13 protein-coding genes are annotated in these 15689 nt (G+C 60.7%); 3 read left to right on the top strand and 10 right to left on the bottom strand.

Features of this window, described 5'->3' with window-relative positions; translation table 11 throughout:
* Positions 1-49 precede the first annotated feature (49 nt).
* From KW840_RS06960 to KW840_RS06975, 4 genes are all read right to left on the bottom strand, one after another.
* Positions 50-1024, bottom strand: a complete 975-nt coding sequence (locus KW840_RS06960) for a FecR domain-containing protein (protein WP_057713014.1) — start codon at positions 1022-1024, stop codon at positions 50-52.
* Entirely contained in the window at positions 1021-1539 is a 519-nt protein-coding gene (locus KW840_RS06965; RefSeq protein WP_090451802.1) for an RNA polymerase sigma factor, read from the bottom strand. The genes KW840_RS06960 and KW840_RS06965 overlap by 4 nt, the downstream gene beginning before the upstream one ends.
* 226 nt (positions 1540-1765) lie before the next feature.
* Positions 1766-2473: a PolC-type DNA polymerase III gene (locus tag KW840_RS06970; RefSeq protein WP_218494739.1), complete on the bottom strand. Its 708-nt coding sequence runs from the start codon at positions 2471-2473 to the stop codon at positions 1766-1768.
* A complete protein-coding gene (locus KW840_RS06975; protein WP_218494740.1) occupies positions 2470-4410 on the bottom strand; it encodes a putative nucleotidyltransferase substrate binding domain-containing protein in 1941 nt (646 codons plus the stop codon). The genes KW840_RS06970 and KW840_RS06975 overlap by 4 nt, the downstream gene beginning before the upstream one ends.
* A gap of 253 nt (positions 4411-4663) precedes the next feature.
* Here KW840_RS06975 and KW840_RS06980 point away from each other — a divergent pair, with 253 nt between their 5' ends.
* The gene (locus KW840_RS06980; RefSeq protein WP_102670834.1) at positions 4664-5110 is read left to right on the top strand and encodes a response regulator; all 447 of its coding nucleotides are present in this window, start codon (positions 4664-4666) and stop codon (positions 5108-5110) included.
* 110 nt (positions 5111-5220) lie between these two features.
* Here the strand turns inward: KW840_RS06980 and KW840_RS06985 are convergent, their stop codons facing one another.
* Positions 5221-7398, bottom strand: a complete 2178-nt coding sequence (locus KW840_RS06985; RefSeq protein WP_218494741.1) for a malate synthase G — start codon at positions 7396-7398, stop codon at positions 5221-5223.
* A 583-nt stretch (positions 7399-7981) separates the two neighbouring features.
* Here KW840_RS06985 and KW840_RS06990 point away from each other — a divergent pair.
* Positions 7982-8500: a glycine cleavage system protein R gene (locus tag KW840_RS06990; RefSeq protein ID WP_008017358.1), complete on the top strand. Its 519-nt coding sequence runs from the start codon at positions 7982-7984 to the stop codon at positions 8498-8500.
* Between the two features lie 215 nt (positions 8501-8715).
* On the opposite strand, the gene rarD is transcribed toward KW840_RS06990, so the two are convergent.
* The 5 genes from rarD to KW840_RS07015 all read right to left on the bottom strand — a co-directional run bounded on the left by rarD (position 8716) and on the right by KW840_RS07015 (position 14421).
* A complete protein-coding gene (rarD, locus tag KW840_RS06995) occupies positions 8716-9603 on the bottom strand; it encodes an EamA family transporter RarD (RefSeq protein ID WP_218494742.1) in 888 nt (295 codons plus the stop codon).
* 109 nt (positions 9604-9712) lie between these two features.
* Positions 9713-10687 carry a serine/threonine protein kinase gene (locus KW840_RS07000; RefSeq protein WP_057713022.1) on the bottom strand — a complete coding sequence of 325 codons (975 nt, stop codon included), beginning with the start codon at positions 10685-10687 and terminating at the stop codon, positions 9713-9715.
* A gap of 196 nt (positions 10688-10883) precedes the next feature.
* Positions 10884-12785: a PhoX family phosphatase gene (locus tag KW840_RS07005; RefSeq protein WP_218494743.1), complete on the bottom strand. Its 1902-nt coding sequence runs from the start codon at positions 12783-12785 to the stop codon at positions 10884-10886.
* Between the two features lie 67 nt (positions 12786-12852).
* Positions 12853-13617, bottom strand: a complete 765-nt coding sequence (locus KW840_RS07010; RefSeq protein ID WP_218494744.1) for a TOBE domain-containing protein — start codon at positions 13615-13617, stop codon at positions 12853-12855.
* Positions 13618-13680: 63 nt separating this feature from the next.
* The gene (locus KW840_RS07015) at positions 13681-14421 is read right to left on the bottom strand and encodes a ComF family protein (RefSeq protein WP_218494745.1); all 741 of its coding nucleotides are present in this window, start codon (positions 14419-14421) and stop codon (positions 13681-13683) included.
* 93 nt (positions 14422-14514) lie between these two features.
* Between KW840_RS07015 and bioB the strand changes: the two genes are divergently transcribed.
* Positions 14515-15570: a biotin synthase BioB gene (gene bioB / locus KW840_RS07020; protein WP_057713026.1), complete on the top strand. Its 1056-nt coding sequence runs from the start codon at positions 14515-14517 to the stop codon at positions 15568-15570.
* Positions 15571-15689 lie beyond the last annotated feature (119 nt).

The following is a 15689-nucleotide window of genomic DNA, read 5'->3' on the forward strand; positions in this document are numbered from 1 at the left end:
GCGACCCAACGGGGGCAAGCCCCCTCGCCACAGGGTTCTGTGTGCGGATTCAGGGCTTGGTATCGGCCTTGGCCACGACCTTCACCCACCACTGTGTGTGCTGTTCGATCTGCACCGGCAGGGTCGGCAGCAGGGCGTTGAGTGCCAGGTCGGTGTCGCGCAGCGGGAAGCTGCCGGTGATGCGCAGGTCGGCAACTTCCGGCGCGACCCCGACGTAACCGTTTCGATAGCGGCCGATTTCATGCACCAGGTCTTCCAGCCGTGTGTTGTCCACCACCAGCATGCCGCGAGTCCAGGCATCCGCACCGAGGTTGACGGCCAGAACCGGGCCCAGGCCGTTGTTGCGGATCAGTACCTGCTGGCCTTCGCGCAGAATCTTTTCGTCAGGGTTGGACTCAGGGTGAACCGCCACCGCCGACTGCAATACGCTCAAGCGCGTTCCGTCCTCCTCGCGCTTGACCAGAAACCGCGTACCCAGCGCACGCATGCTGCCTTCGCGGGTTTCGACGATGAACGGCCGGGGATCGCCATGGCCGGTTTCAACCAGTATTTCGCCTTCCTGAAGCACGATGCGCCGCTGCTTTTCATCGAAACGCACATCCAGCGCGCTGTGGGTATTGAGATTGATCAGCGTGCCGTCAGCCAGACGCAGGGTGCGCTGCTCGCCAACGGCGGTGCGCTGGTCGGCCAGCCAATAGTCGATCGGCAGGTAACGATCCCCGGCGAACAGGGCCAGGCCAATCACGGCAACGATACTGGCGACACCGTTGCCAAGCTTGCGCACTCGCCGGCGAATGCCTTCGCGCGATTGCAGCAAGGCAGTGCGGGCCGGGCCGCTGGCCACGCTGAAACGCTGGTCGAGCATGCCCAACTGGCGCCAGGCGCGGGCATGTTCTTCATGGGCCGCGTGCCACTTGGCGAACTCTTCGCGCTCTACCGGGTTGGCGGAGTCCATGGACAGCTGCCAGGCAATCGCCGCGTCCAGCACGCTGGCCGATACCGGTTTGGAACTGACCGGGTTCATGTCGGCTCACCATACAGCGCGATATAGCACTGGCGAATGCCTTGGGCCAGGTACTGGCGCACCCGCGGCACCGACACACCGAGGCGCTCGGCGATTTCCGCGTGACCGAGGCCGTCGAGGCGGTTATAGAGGAATGCCGCCCGGGCCTTGCTGGAAAGCTTGCCAAGCAAGCGGTCGATGTTTTTCAGGTCTTCGAGGATCATTTGCTGTTCTTCCGCCGACGGTTGTTCGGCTTCGGGAATCAGCATCAACTCGGTGAGGTAGGCCTGTTCCAGCGCGGCGCGACGGAAATAATCGAACAGCAGGCCCTTGGCGATCGCCACCAGGAATGCCCGCGGCTCGCGCGGTGCCTTCAGTTCCTCACGGCCCAGCAAACGCACGAAAGTGTCCTGGCTCAGGTCTTCGGCCCGCTGCGGGCAGGCGACGTTGCGTCGAAGCCAGGCCAATAGCCAACCGCGATGGTCGCGATATAACGCACCGACGAGCTCACTTTGGGGGCTTGGGACTGACGACACGCCGCATCACCGATTGGGAAATATTAACTAACGAGAATTGTTCGCGATTGTGGCAGAGGCGAGGGAGGTAAGCAATTGGCGTTGGTCGGGTGGGGATTTGGCGAAGGCCCCTGTAGGAGCGAGCTTGCTCGCGATGAATTTGAAGGCGACGCATTTTTCCAGGCAGCATGCGTCACCGTTCAAGACTATCGCGAGCAAGCTCGCTCCTACAGGGATGGCGTATGGGTCAGAAGGAAGGCGCCTGCTGCCGGCGCTTCCACTGACTCAAGCGCTGTTGCAAATTCAACGGGCTATGAATCTGCTGCTGCCGCGCACGGCTGAACAGTATCAGTGCCAGTTCGGCGGTGGCCAGGGCGTCGGCGCTGGCGTGGTGGCGCTCGAAGACTTCGAGCTTGAACCAGTCGATCCAATCGTCCAGCCCGGCCTCGCGAATGTGCGCCTGGGGGCATAGCAGTGGCGCAATATCTGCCACATCCAGAAAGGCATGCTGCAACTTGTAACCCAGATGATCCTTCAGGGCGCGCGCCAACATGTGCTGGTCGAACGGCGCATGGAAGGCCAGCACCGGGCTGTCGCCGACAAACTCCATGAGTTCGAGCAGCGCCTCGGCCGGATCGCTGCCGGCAGCAATTGCACTGGGGCCCAAGCCGTGAATCAGCACACTGGGGCCGAGTTTGAGTTCGCCGCATTGCAAGGTTCGCTCGAACTGTCGACTGAAATCGATCGCGCCATCCTCGATCACCACGGCGCCGATGGACAGTACCCGGTCCTTGTTCATATTCAGCCCGGTAGTTTCCAGGTCGAGCACTACCCAGCGCTGCTCGCGCAGGCTGCATTCACTCAATCCGGTGACCGTCGGCAGGCGTTGAAGACGTTGTTGCAGGTCTGCGGACAAGCTCGGGCCGGCCGGGCGCAGCCATGAAAACAGGCTCATATCTGATACCGCAAGGTCAGGCTGCTTTGCAGGCGCTGTGCCTGGCGCAGGGACTCACGCAGGATGCGCCGGTCCAGATGATTGAGGCTGTCGGGATCTACCCGATTTGAGTAAGGAAAATTCTCTCGGGTCTGTAGTTGATGTTGCTGCATGCGTGTTTGCTGGATGAAGTGATAGGCCTCTTCGTACGCGGCGCCGTCCAGGGGATCGATGACCTCCTTGTCGACCAACTGGCGAAAACGCTCCAGCGTGTTGTTTGTTTCGATACCGTTGGCCAGGGCCAGCAACCGGGCGCCGTCGACAAAGGGTGTCAGACCCTGAGTCTTCAGGTCCAGGGTGGCCTTCTCGCCATTTTTTCGCGCCAGTACGAACTCGCGGAAACGCCCTACGGGCGGGCGATTGCGCAACGCATTCTCTGCCATCATGCGCTGGAACAAGCGGTTGTCGCCGACCTGGTCGAGAATGCTCCGGCGCAATTGCTCACAACCTTGCTCGCTGCCCCAGACCACGCGCAAATCGAAATAGATGCTCGAACCCAGCAGGTTCTCCGGGGTTGCCTCGCGGATAAACGCCGCAAAGCGCCGCGCCCATTCGGCCCGGGACAGGCACAGCTCAGGATTGCCAGCCATGATATTGCCCTTGCACAAGGTGAAGCCGCACAGCGCCAGGCTCTGGTTGATCTGCTGGGCAATGGGCAGCAGCTTGCCGCGAATCTCGGCGGCATGCGCCGCATCCCTGGCTTCGAACAGAATGCCGTTGTCCTGATCGGTGTGCAGGGTCTGCTCGCGACGGCCTTCGCTGCCGAAACACAGCCAGCTGAACGGCACGCCGGGGTCGCCTTTTTCGGCGAGGGTCAGTTCGATCACTCGGCACACGGTGTGGTCGTTGAGCAAGGTGATGATGTGGGTGATCTGCGTCGAAGACGCGCCGTGGGCCAGCATGCGCTCGACCAGTTGACCGATTTCGCCCCGCAGCGCCATCAGGTTTTCCACTTTCTGGGCATTGCGGATGGTGCGCGCCAGGTGCACCAGGTCGACCCGTTGCAGGGAAAACAGATCGCGCTCGGAAACCACGCCGCACAAACGCTGGTCCTTGACCAGGCAGACATGGGCGATGTGCCGCTCGGTCATGGCAATCGCCGCGTCGAATGCACTCTGATCCGGCGACAGGAAGAACGGCGCCCGGGTCATGTACCCTTCGATGGCTTCGTTGAAATCACTGCTGCCGTTGGCCACGGTCTGGCGCAGGTCGCGCAGGGTGAAAATCCCCAGTGGCGCCTTGAGTTCATCGACCACCACGATGCTGCCGACCTGTTGTTCGTGCATCAACGTCACGGCTTCGCGCAATGGCGTCTGCGGGGCGCATGTCACCGGGTGGCGCATGGCCAACTCGCCCAGTCGGGTATTGAGCGAATATTGGGTGCCCAGGGTTTCCACGGCTTTTTGCTGCACTTGCTGGTTGACTTGATCCAGCAGGCTGCTGACGCAGCGCAGGGCGAAGTTGCGGAAGGTGTCCGATAGCGAAAACAGGCGGATGAATGCCGGCTTGTTCAGTTGCAGGCAGAAGGTGTCTTCGCCCGCCAGGTGCTCGGTGCGGGTCGCCCGTTCACCCAGCAACGCCGCGAGAGGGAAACATTCGCCAGTGGTGATCTCGAAGACCGTTTCGGTGCTACCGTTTACCGTATGCGGACGCTCGCCCACGACCCGGCCTTGCTTGACGATATAGAAGTGCTCGACCGGGCCGTCAGCGGGTTTGATGATGCTCTCGCCGGGGGCGTAAAAACGCATCTGACATTGCTCGACCAGATACGCCAGGTGAGCGTGTTCCATCTGATTGAAAGGCGGGAAGCGCTGGAGGAATTGCAACGTGCCCTGGATGTTCTGCAACACCGCGGTTTTCCCTGCCTGTGTGAAGGCGTCCGCTTTACTCATAACCATTACCGCAGTCTTTTTTGAATTGTTGTTGTCGGATGACCCAGACATGGTCGACCCCTGTGGCCGGAGTGCCCATTGGACGTAAGTCTAGGTAGGCGATTGGTATGCTGAAATGTCGGAAGAATCCTACGCAACTGTGCGAAAAACCTCTCCGTCCCCCTATTGGAAAAATATCCGACGAAGCGCACATTTAAGGCCTGCTTAGCGATGTCTCGTCACTGTGCTAGGGAAATGAATTGAACATGTAGAGAAAGCCATGTCCGACCACGATATTTTGAGCGACGCCGAGCGCGAAGCCTTGAGCGCCGTCATGCTGGAACCTGACCTGCCGCCACAACGGGTGCTGATCGTCGATGACGATAAAGACGCCAGGGAACTGCTGTCAGAGATCCTGGCGCTTGACGGTATTCACTGCATGACGGCGGCCAGTGGCGAAGTGGCACTCAAGATGCTGGAGGAGAAACCTTCGATCGGACTGGTGATTACCGACCTGCGCATGGGCCTCGTCGACGGCCTGGACCTGATCCGACAGGTGCGCGAGTCGGTACGGGCGGCGTTGCCGATCATCATCGTCTCGGGTGATGCCGACGTGAAAGATGCGATCGCCGCGATGCATTTGAATGTGGTGGACTTTCTGCTCAAGCCGATTGATGCCGGCAAGCTGCTGGAACTGGTCAAGCATGAACTTGGGGTGGAGCCTTAGTCCAAGCCTGTCAGCCCTGAACTACCTCTGTGGGAGATCGCGGACAGCCCAAAAAGAAAAAGCCCTGATCTTTCGATCAGGGCTTTTTCATATCCGGCGCAGACGCTCAGTTACAGGCCATTGGCAGCCTTGAACTCGCGACGACGACGGTGCAGGACCGGCTCGGTGTAGCCGTTCGGCTGCTTCGTGCCTTCGACCACCAGTTCGACCGCCGCCTGGAAGGCGATGTTGCTGTCGAAGTTCGGGGCCAGCGGACGGTAAAGCGCGTCGCCAGCGTTCTGACGGTCAACCACCGGCGCCATGCGCTTGAGGCTTTCCATCACTTGCTCTTCGGTGACGATGCCGTGACGCAGCCAGTTGGCGATGTGCTGGCTGGAAATACGCAGCGTTGCACGGTCTTCCATCAGGCCGACGTCGTTGATATCCGGCACTTTCGAACAGCCGACACCCTGGTCGATCCAGCGCACCACGTAACCGAGAATGCCCTGGCTGTTGTTGTCCAGTTCGTTCTTGATCTGTTCGGCGGTCCACTGCGGGTTGACCGCCAGCGGGATGGTCAGGATGTCGTCTACCGAAGCATGGGCACGTTTGGCCAGTTCGGCCTGACGGGCGAACACGTCAACCTTGTGGTAGTGCAGCGCGTGCAGGGCAGCAGCGGTCGGCGAGGGTACCCAGGCGGTGTTGGCACCGGCCATCGGGTGAGCGATTTTCTGTTCGAGCATCGCCGCCATCAGGTCCGGCATGGCCCACATGCCTTTACCGATCTGTGCGCGACCTTGCAGGCCGGTGCTCAGACCGATATCGACGTTGGAGTTCTCGTAGGCGCCGATCCATTTTTCCGCCTTCATGTCCGCCTTGCGCACCATCGGGCCGGCTTCCATGGAGGTGTGGATTTCATCGCCCGTGCGGTCGAGGAAACCGGTGTTGATGAACACCACGCGCTCGCTCGCCGCCTTGATGCAGGCCTTGAGGTTGATCGTGGTACGACGCTCCTCGTCCATGATCCCGACTTTGAGGGTGTTGCGCGGCAGGCCCAGCACGTCTTCGATGCGACCGAACAGCTCGTTGGTGAACGCCGCTTCTTCAGGGCCGTGCATCTTCGGCTTCACGATGTAGATCGAGCCGGTGCGGGTGTTTTTGCGCGAGGTGTTGCCGTTCAGGTTGTGCATCGATGCCAGGCAAGTCACCAGGCCATCGAGAATGCCTTCAGGCACTTCGTTACCGTCTTTGTCGAGGATCGCATCGATGGTCATCAGGTGACCGACGTTACGCACGAACAGCAACGAACGACCGTGCAGGCTCAGTTCACTGCCATCGACGGCGGTGTAGGTGCGGTCGGCGTTCATGGTGCGGGTAAAGGTCTGACCGCCCTTGGCAACTTCTTCCGACAGATCGCCCTTCATCAGGCCGAGCCAGTTGCGGTAGATCACCACTTTGTCATCGGCATCGACCGCGGCAACCGAGTCTTCGCAGTCCATGATGGTGGTCAGCGCGGCTTCCATCAGGATGTCTTTGACGCCGGCCGCGTCGGTCTGGCCGACCGGGGTGCTGGCGTCGACCTGGATTTCGAAATGCAGGCCGTTGTTTTTCAGCAGGATCGCGGTCGGTGCAGCGGCATCGCCCTGGAAGCCGATCAGTTGCGCATCGTTGCGCAGGCCGGTGTTGCTGCCGCCTTTGAGGGCGAGCACCAGTTTGCCGTCGACGATCTTGTAGCCAGTGGAGTCTACGTGAGTGCCGGCAGCCAATGGCGCGGCTTCATCGAGGAACGCACGGGCGAAGGCGATGACCTTGTCGCCGCGAACCTTGTTGTAGCCTTTGCCTTTTTCCGCGCCGTCAGCTTCGCTGATGGCATCGGTGCCGTAGAGCGCGTCGTACAGCGAACCCCAGCGGGCGTTCGAAGCATTGAGAGCGAAGCGGGCGTTCATCACCGGCACCACGAGTTGTGGACCGGCCATGCGGGCGATTTCTTCATCGACGTTTTGCGTCGTTGCCTGGAAATCGGCCGCTTCTGGCAGCAGATAACCGATGTCTTGCAGGAAAGCTTTGTAGGCCACGGCGTCGTGCGCCTGGCCTGCACGTTCCTGGTGCCAGGCATCGATACGAGCCTGGAAATCATCGCGTTTGGCGAGTAGGGCTTTGTTCTTCGGTGCCAGGTCATGGATGACCTTGTCGGCACCGGCCCAGAACTTATCGGCGGTGAGGCCGGTACCGGGAATGGCTTCGTTGTTCACGAAGTCGAACAGGACTTTGGCGACCTGCAGGCCACCGACTTGAACGTGTTCAGTCATTGCTTGCCTCACTCTGCTCAGCTATTTCGCTTTTCAGCTCTTCAATTTAACAATGAAGCCTCTGGCCATTTAAACCACAAACCCCTCTACCAGTACATGCCCATGACAGGCGGCTGGGTTGGGACCAATCAACGGCTTGGGGCCTTGCTGACAGGGCTTTCAGGGTTGCGAACGTGCCTGCGGCAGACATCGAACCAACGTTATGTAGTGCGCGCTGCGGCATACTACATGATGAATTGCGGTTGTGAAAATTAGACTAATTACGTCGTTCTGCGACCCCATGACGCATTGCGGTCACGTCGGGGAGCGTGATGTTCTCAAAAAACTATTGGATTGTTCCAGTTAAATATCAAAAGTTGTACACATTATCTTTGGTGCTCTGCTATGGGGTGCCTGTTTTTGTGGCGAGGGGGCTTGCCCCCGTTGAGTGGCGAAGCCGCTCCCGTGCATGTACCACGAAAAATTACATCCGCTCATTTTGCGACTGCTGCGCAGCCGAACGGGGGCAAGCCCCCTCGCCACAATGTTCCCCTTGCCTATACTTGGTTCTCTATAACAAAAGTCATGACTGGAGGGCTGCGCCATGGACCATCTCGTACTCACTGTTTTTGCTCCGGACAAGCCCGGGCAAGTCGAGCGCATTGCCCAATGCATTGCCGAGCACGGCGGCAACTGGCTGGAAAGCCGCATGTCGCGCATGGCGGGGCAATTCGCCGGCATTCTGCGGGTGGGCGTGCCGGCCGAGGCCTACGACGAATTGGTCGATGCCCTGCAGGGCTTGTCCGCCCAGGGCATTCGCGTGTTGGTCGCCGAAAGCAGCATCGAACAATCCTGCACCTGGAAGCCGATCGCCATGGAACTGGTGGGAAATGATCGTCCGGGGATCGTGCGTGACATCACACGCCTGTTGAGCGAGCAGGGGGTGAGTCTGGAACGGCTGGTCACCGAAGTGCGCCCGGCCCCGATGAGCAGCGAGCCGTTGTTCCATGCCGAAGCGATTCTTGCCGTCCCGCTGACGCTGTCGCTGGACGTGCTGCAATCGCGCCTGGAAACCCTGGCGGACGATCTGATGGTCGAGTTGGTGCTACGCAGTGATCCCTGATCAGGTTATCCAAGTTAAACGTGCACCGGCCTGTGGATAACCTGTAGAGACACCCCGCCAGGCCACGCCGACCGGGGTTCTTCATGATCTGATCAAAAAACCAGCAGTTTCAGCCACTTGCGCACAATCGGCGGGGATCACGCTGTGGATAACCTTGGGAAGGAATGATGCAGGCCACGGGAGACGTGGCCTGTAGGCTTTTGTGTGTTTTTTGATCAGCTTCGGCGGCGCAAACTTATCCACGCATCGATGCTGTAAACCGCCAGACCGGCCCAGATAAACATGAACGCTACCAAGGTACTGGACGACAGGTGCTCGCCAAACAGCAGAACGGCTTGCAGCAGAACCAGGGTTGGCGCCAGGTACTGAAGAAACCCCAGTGTCGTGTAGGGCAAATGCCGTGCAGCAGCGTTGAAGCAGACCAGCGGCACCAGCGTGATCGGGCCGGCGGCGACCAACCACCAGGCCTGGGACGTGGTCCAGAATTCGGCCTGGGCGCTGCTGGCCGTCGGATTGAGCAGCAACCAGCCAAGGGCAATCGGCACCAGCATCCACGTTTCCACCACGAGCCCCGGCAGTGCCTTGACCGGTGCCTGCTTGCGAATCAGGCCATAGAAGCCGAAGGTCAGGGCCAGCACCAACGACACCCACGGCAGACTGCCGACTTGCCAGACCTGCTGCGCCACACCCACCGTCGCCAGGCCGACGGCAATCCATTGCATGCGCCGCAGCCGTTCGCCGAGGATCAGCATGCCCAGCAACACGTTCACCAAGGGGTTGATGTAGTAACCGAGACTTGCCTCCAGCATGCGGCCGTTGTTCACCGACCAGACGTAGGTCAGCCAGTTGGCTGCGATCAGCGCGCCGCTCAGGGCCAGGATCGCCAGTCGCTTGGGGTTCTCCCGCAGCTCGCGCCACCAGCCGGGATGCTTCCAGACCATCAGCAACAAGGCGCCGAACAGCGCCGACCACAGCACCCGGTGGATGATGATTTCCACTGCGGGCACGCTGGCGATGGCTTTGAAGTAGAGGGGGAAAAGCCCCCAGATGATATAGGCACTCAGGCCCAGAATGTACCCGCGACGCGGGTTGGCGGCTTGCATGCAGAATCCTTGCTTAGGCAGCTAACAAAGAGAGGATTGTAAGGAGATTTGTCTGCGAATGTCCTGACTGAATAGGTAGGACATTTGTGAACACGGACAACCTGTGGGGTTAGAAGAGTTTCAGCGGTTCTTCATTGAGCGCCGCCAACTGCTCGCGTAAGGCCAGCACTTGATCACCCCAATAACGCTCGGTGCCGAACCACGGAAAACTGCGGGGGAAGGCAGGATCGTCCCAGCGGCGGGCGAGCCAGGCGCTGTAATGCAGCAGGCGCAGGGCGCGCAACGGTTCGATCAAGGCCAGTTCACGGGGATCGAAGTCGTGGAATTCGTTGTAGCCGTCCATCAGTTCCGACAACTGGCTCAGGCAGTCCTGGCGATCGCCAGCGAGCATCATCCAGATGTCCTGCACTGCCGGGCCCATGCGGCAGTCGTCGAGGTCGACGATATGGAACATCTCGTCACGGCACATCATGTTGCCGGGGTGGCAGTCACCGTGCATGCGGATGTTCTGGTGCGGCGTGTTGCTGTAGGCATCTTCCACACGCTTGAGCAGATCGCGGGCCACTGACTCGTAGGCCGGCAGCAGGCTGCGGGGGATGAAGTTGCCGTCGAGCAATGTGGCCAGCGAGTCATGGCCGAAGTTTTTTACCGCCAGCGCTTCACGGTGCTCGAACGGCCGGGTCGAGCCGACCGCATGCAGGCGCCCGAGCAACTGGCCCAGGCGATAGAGTTGGTCGAGGTTGCCCGGCTCCGGTGCTCGGCCGCCACGGCGGGGGAACAGGGTGAAACGGAAACCGTTGTGTTCGTGCAGGGTTTCACCGTTGTGGATCAACGGCGCCACGACCGGCACCTCGCAGTCGGCGAGTTCGGCGGTGAACTGGTGCTCTTCCAGGATCGCTTCGTTGCTCCAGCGTTGCGGCCGGTAGAACTTGGCGATCAGCGGCTCGGCGTCTTCGATACCGACCTGATAGACACGGTTCTCGTAGCTGTTGAGCGCCAGGATGCGCGCGTCGCTGAGAAAGCCGATGCTTTCGACGGCATCGAGCACGAGGTCTGGTGTGAGGGTTTCAAACGGGTGGGCCATGCTGACTCCTGCGCGCAGCAGGCTGCTGCGTCCGGCCAGGCATGGTAGCGCAGACGGCGGGGCTTTAGGGGGTGGGCTTGAGGTGTGCGTTGTATGTGCTGACGCCATCGCGAGCAAGCTCGCTCCCACAGGTCATGCGCCAGATATGAAATCGCGCCAATCCTGTGGGAGCGAGCCTGCTCGCGATGAGGGGTTGTCAGGCGCCGACGATCCCGCCATCTTCCCGCGAAATCGCCATCACCGAAGACCGCGGCTTGCCGTTGGGCAGGTGCTCGGGGAAGGTAGAACCGCCGTTCTCACCCGGATGCTGAATCCCGACAAACAGGGTTTTCTGGTCCGGCGAGAAGCTGATCCCCGTCACTTCACAACCTACCGGGCCAACCATGAAGCGACGAATCTCGCCGGTTACCGGATCGGCACAGAGCATCTGGTTGTTGCCCATGCCGGCAAAGTCTCCGGCGTTGCTCGAATCGCCGTCGGTGAGAATCCACAAGCGTCCGGCCTTGTCGAAGCCCAGACCGTCAGGGCTGTTGAACATGTTCTGCGGCGTGATGTTCGACGATCCGCCTTTTGGTGTGCCGGCGTGAACCCCCGGATTACCGGCGACGACGAACAGGTCCCAGGCAAAGGTTTTCGAACCGTGATCGTCACGCTCGGTGCGCCAGCGCAGGATCTGGCCGTAGACGTTCTTCTCACGCGGGTTCGGCCCGCCCGCCGGTTGCCCGTCTTCGCCGCGTTTGGCGTTGTTGGTCAGCGTGCAGTAGACCTGGCCATCCTTGGGGCTGACCACGATCCATTCCGGGCGGTCCATGCGCGTGGCTTTCACCACACTGGCGGCGAGACGCGCGTGAATCAAAACTTCGGCCTGATCGGCAAAGCCGCTGCTGGCGTCGATGCCGTTTTTGCCGTGGGTCAGTTCGATCCATTCACCCTGGCCTTTCGGGTGATCGACGTTGCCGTCGCCGGCATCGAACCGCGCCACGTACAGGGTGCCGTGGTCGAGAATGTCACGGTTGGCCTTGGGGTTCTTGTGGTCGATCTTGTCGCGGCTGACGAATTTGTAGATGAACTCACCGCGTTCATCGTCGCCCATGTACACCACGGCATGACCGTCGCCGGTTTCGGCCAGTGCGGCGTTTTCGTGCTTGAAGCGGCCCAGGGCCGTGCGTTTGACCGGCGTCGATTTCGGATCGAACGGATCGATCTCCACCACCCAGCCGTGACGGTTGAGCTCGTTGGGGTTCTTCGCCATGTCGAAGCGCTCGTCGTGCTGGTGCCAGTTGATTTCTTTGCTGGTGGCCACCACGCCGTAGCGTTTTTGCGCCGGGTCGAACTTCTGCTCGGCGTTGCTGCTGCCGAAGCAGTCGGTGAAGTTCTCTTCGCAGGTCAGATAGGTGCCCCACGGCGTCTTGCCGTTGGCGCAGTTCTGGAAGGTGCCCAGGACGTTCTTGCCGTGCGGATCGGCACTGGTTTTGAGCAGGGCATGTCCGGCGGCCGGGCCGCTCAGGGTGATCGGTGCGTTGCCGTGAATGCGGCGGTTGTAGCGTGAGCCCTGGACGAACTGCCATTGGCCGTTCTTGCGCTGCACTTCAATCACCGACACACCTTCGCAGGCCAGCGCCTTGCGCACTTCTTGCGCCGATTGCGGCATGCCGCCGTGGGCGTAGAGGTAGCGGTAGTTGGTGTATTCGTTGTTGATCGCCATCAGCGCCCGGTCTTTTTCGCCCGGAAACTCGAACAGGCTCATGCCGTCGTTGTTGTCGCCGAACTGGACTTCCTGATGTTCGGCGCTGCCGTTGCCGCTCGGGTCGAACGCCGGACCGTCCTTGTGCAGGGGCTGGCCCCAGCTGATCAGCACCGAGGACTTGTAGCCCGGCGGCAGGGTGATGGTGTCGCTGGTGGCGGCGGCAATGCTGTCGAAACCCAGCAACTGGCTGTTGCCGGCACTGACACTGGCGGCCATCACGCTGCGGCTCAGCAGGTTGCCGCCAAGGAACATCGCCGCGCCGCACAGGGCACCTGCGCTGATGAAGCCGCGACGGCTGAGGCCGACCATGGTTTCGAGGTCGGTGGACTGGTTTTCTTCTAATAGGCTCATTTCAGGCTCCCTGCGGATTTTGCAGACACCTTAAAGATGAGTCATGAACCTTTTGTTGCAGTTCTGCTTACAGTGGTGTGCCCAGCAGAACCCTGGACGGCGAAAACTCCACGCGCACCGGTTTGCCGCACGTCAGCCCCGATGCTTGCAGATGACTCGGTTCGGCCAAGGCGCATAGAGTCAGGCCGTTGGGCAGGGTGATGCGCACTTCGCTGGGACCGTCGTCGGCGTCGAGAATTTTTTCGATGATGCCGCTGAGGCAATTGTTTTCAGGCGTTTCGACAGAGTCGATTTGCAGCACGTCGAGCCAGCCGGCCTTGATCAATGCCACGACTTCAGTGCCGATTTGCAGTTCCAGGCGCTCGGTGCTGTCGTGGGTAATTTGCGCGGCGACGATCACGCCTTCGGCGACTTCGAGGCGAATCAGGTCGTTGCGCCCCTGAGGTTCGATCGCAATCACCTTGCCGTGCAACTGATTGCGCGCGCTGGTGCGCAGCATCAGGCGCCCGAGCAGATCCAGATCGCTCGCGTCTTCAGTTGCTTCCAGCACTTGGGCCTGCAAGGCTTGCAGCTTCTGATACAGGCGCAACACCCGCTCACCTTCGTTGGACAGGCGCGCACCACCGCCGCCCTTGCCGCCGACAATCCGCTCCACCAGCGGCTTCTGCGCCAGGTTGTTTAGCTCATCGATCGCATCCCAGGCAGCCTTGTAGCTCAGGCCCGCACTTTTTGCCGCGCGGGTGATCGAGCCTTGTTCGGCGATGTGCTGCAGCAGGGCGATGCGCTGCGGACGGCGGACAATGTGCTGGGACAGCAAGGTTGGCAAAGACATGACAAGTCGCTTTGGGTGGTGACGATGGTGAGGACGTTGGTCGCTTGGGCCGCGCGAGTCAAGTCAGGGTGTCTCGCCGGGTTTGGGCGTGCGGGCCAGGCAATAGACGTCGACCCTCGCCGCCCCGGCGTCCATCAACAGGCGAGCCAGGGCCTGGGCCGTGGCTCCGGTGGTCAGTACGTCGTCGACCAGAGCCAGGTGTCGGCCTTTGACGACCGCGCCGGGTGCCAGGGCGAAAGCATTGCGCAGGTTCCTTAGGCGGGCTTCGGCGTTCAATGCCTGTTGGGCGTCGGTGTCTTGAGTGCGCAGCAGCAACCGTTCGTTGCAAGGGATATCGAGACTCGCACTCAACCAGTGAGCCAGCATCGCCGCCTGATTGAACCCGCGCTGGCGCAGGCGCCGATTGGCCAGCGGCACCGGGATCAGCGCCTGGGGTCGCAGCAGATCGTCTTCGAAGCGATGTTGCAGGTATTGAGCGAGAAGTTCGGCGAGCAGGCGGCCAAACGGCCACTTGGCGTTGTGTTTGAAGCGGGTGATCAGGCTGTCTACCGGAAAGCTGTAGGTCCAGGGCGCAATCACTTGTTCGAAGGCCGGTGGCTGCTTCAGGCAATGGCCGCAGGTCAGTCCCGCGGCCGGGAGCGGCAGGGCGCAGGTCAGACAGTGATCACCGAGCCAGGGCAACTCGATTTCGCAGGCCGTGCAGACAGGAGGAATGCCGTCGGCCGCTTCATCGCACAAAAGGCATGATTGTTTGTTTTTTAACCAGATGTAAACCTGTCCTTCGTATCGTGGTTGACAGCGCATCGCTCTTCCTTAAATATGCCGAAACATCTGTGAAGCGGCTGTGAAACTCCATTACCCAGCCGACTGCCAAAGCATAATTCAAAGGAAACGCCCATGAGCGCCAGCACCACTGCCACCCTGCGTCATGACTGGACTTTGGCCGAAGTCAAAGCACTCTTCGTTCAACCATTCAATGACCTGTTGTTCCAGGCGCAGACGGTGCACCGTGCGCATTTCGACGCCAACCGCGTCCAGGTGTCGACCCTGCTGTCGATCAAGACCGGCGCCTGCCCGGAAGATTGCAAATATTGTCCGCAGTCCGGTCACTACAACACCGGCCTGGAAAAAGAGAAACTGATGGAGGTGCAGAAGGTCCTCGAAGAGGCCGCTCGCGCCAAGGCCATCGGTTCGACCCGCTTCTGCATGGGCGCGGCGTGGAAGCATCCGTCGGCCAAGGACATGCCGTACGTGTTGAAGATGGTCGAAGGCGTGAAAGCCATGGGCCTGGAAACCTGCATGACCCTCGGTCGCCTGGATCAGGAGCAGACCGAAGCGCTGGCCAAGGCCGGCCTCGACTACTACAACCACAACCTCGATACCTCGCCGGAGTTCTACGGCAGCATCATCACCACCCGCACCTACAGCGAACGCCTGCAAACCCTGGCGTACGTGCGTGATTCGGGGATGAAGATCTGCTCCGGCGGCATTCTGGGCATGGGCGAGTCGCTGGACGACCGCGCCAACCTGCTGATCCAGTTGGCCAACCTGCCTGAGCATCCGGAGTCGGTGCCGATCAACATGCTGGTGAAAGTCGCCGGTACGCCGCTGGAAAATGCCGACGACGTCGATCCGTTCGACTTCATCCGCATGCTCGCCGTCGCGCGCATCCTGATGCCGCAATCCCACGTGCGCCTGTCCGCCGGCCGCGAAGCCATGAACGAGCAGATGCAGGCCCTGGCGTTCTTCGCCGGTGCCAACTCGATTTTCTACGGCGAAAAACTGCTGACCACCGCCAACCCGCAGGCCGACAAGGACATGCAACTGTTCTCGCGCCTGGGCATCCTGCCGGAAGCCCGCGAAGAGCACGCCGACGAGGTGCATCAGGCAGCTATCGAGCAGGCGCTGGTGGAGCAGAAGAGCAGCGAGCAGTTTTACAACGCGGCTGTTTGAGTCTTCCACCGACTTCTCTGGCTGGAATGCAAAACACTGTGGGAGCGAGCTTGCTCGCGATTGCGTCAGGTCCGTCGACATCAATGTTGAATGTGACGCCGCCATCGCGAGCAAGCTCG

This window comes from Pseudomonas sp. PDM30 (assembly GCF_019218985.1).
In the GTDB taxonomy this organism is placed as follows: domain Bacteria; phylum Pseudomonadota; class Gammaproteobacteria; order Pseudomonadales; family Pseudomonadaceae; genus Aquipseudomonas; species Aquipseudomonas jessenii.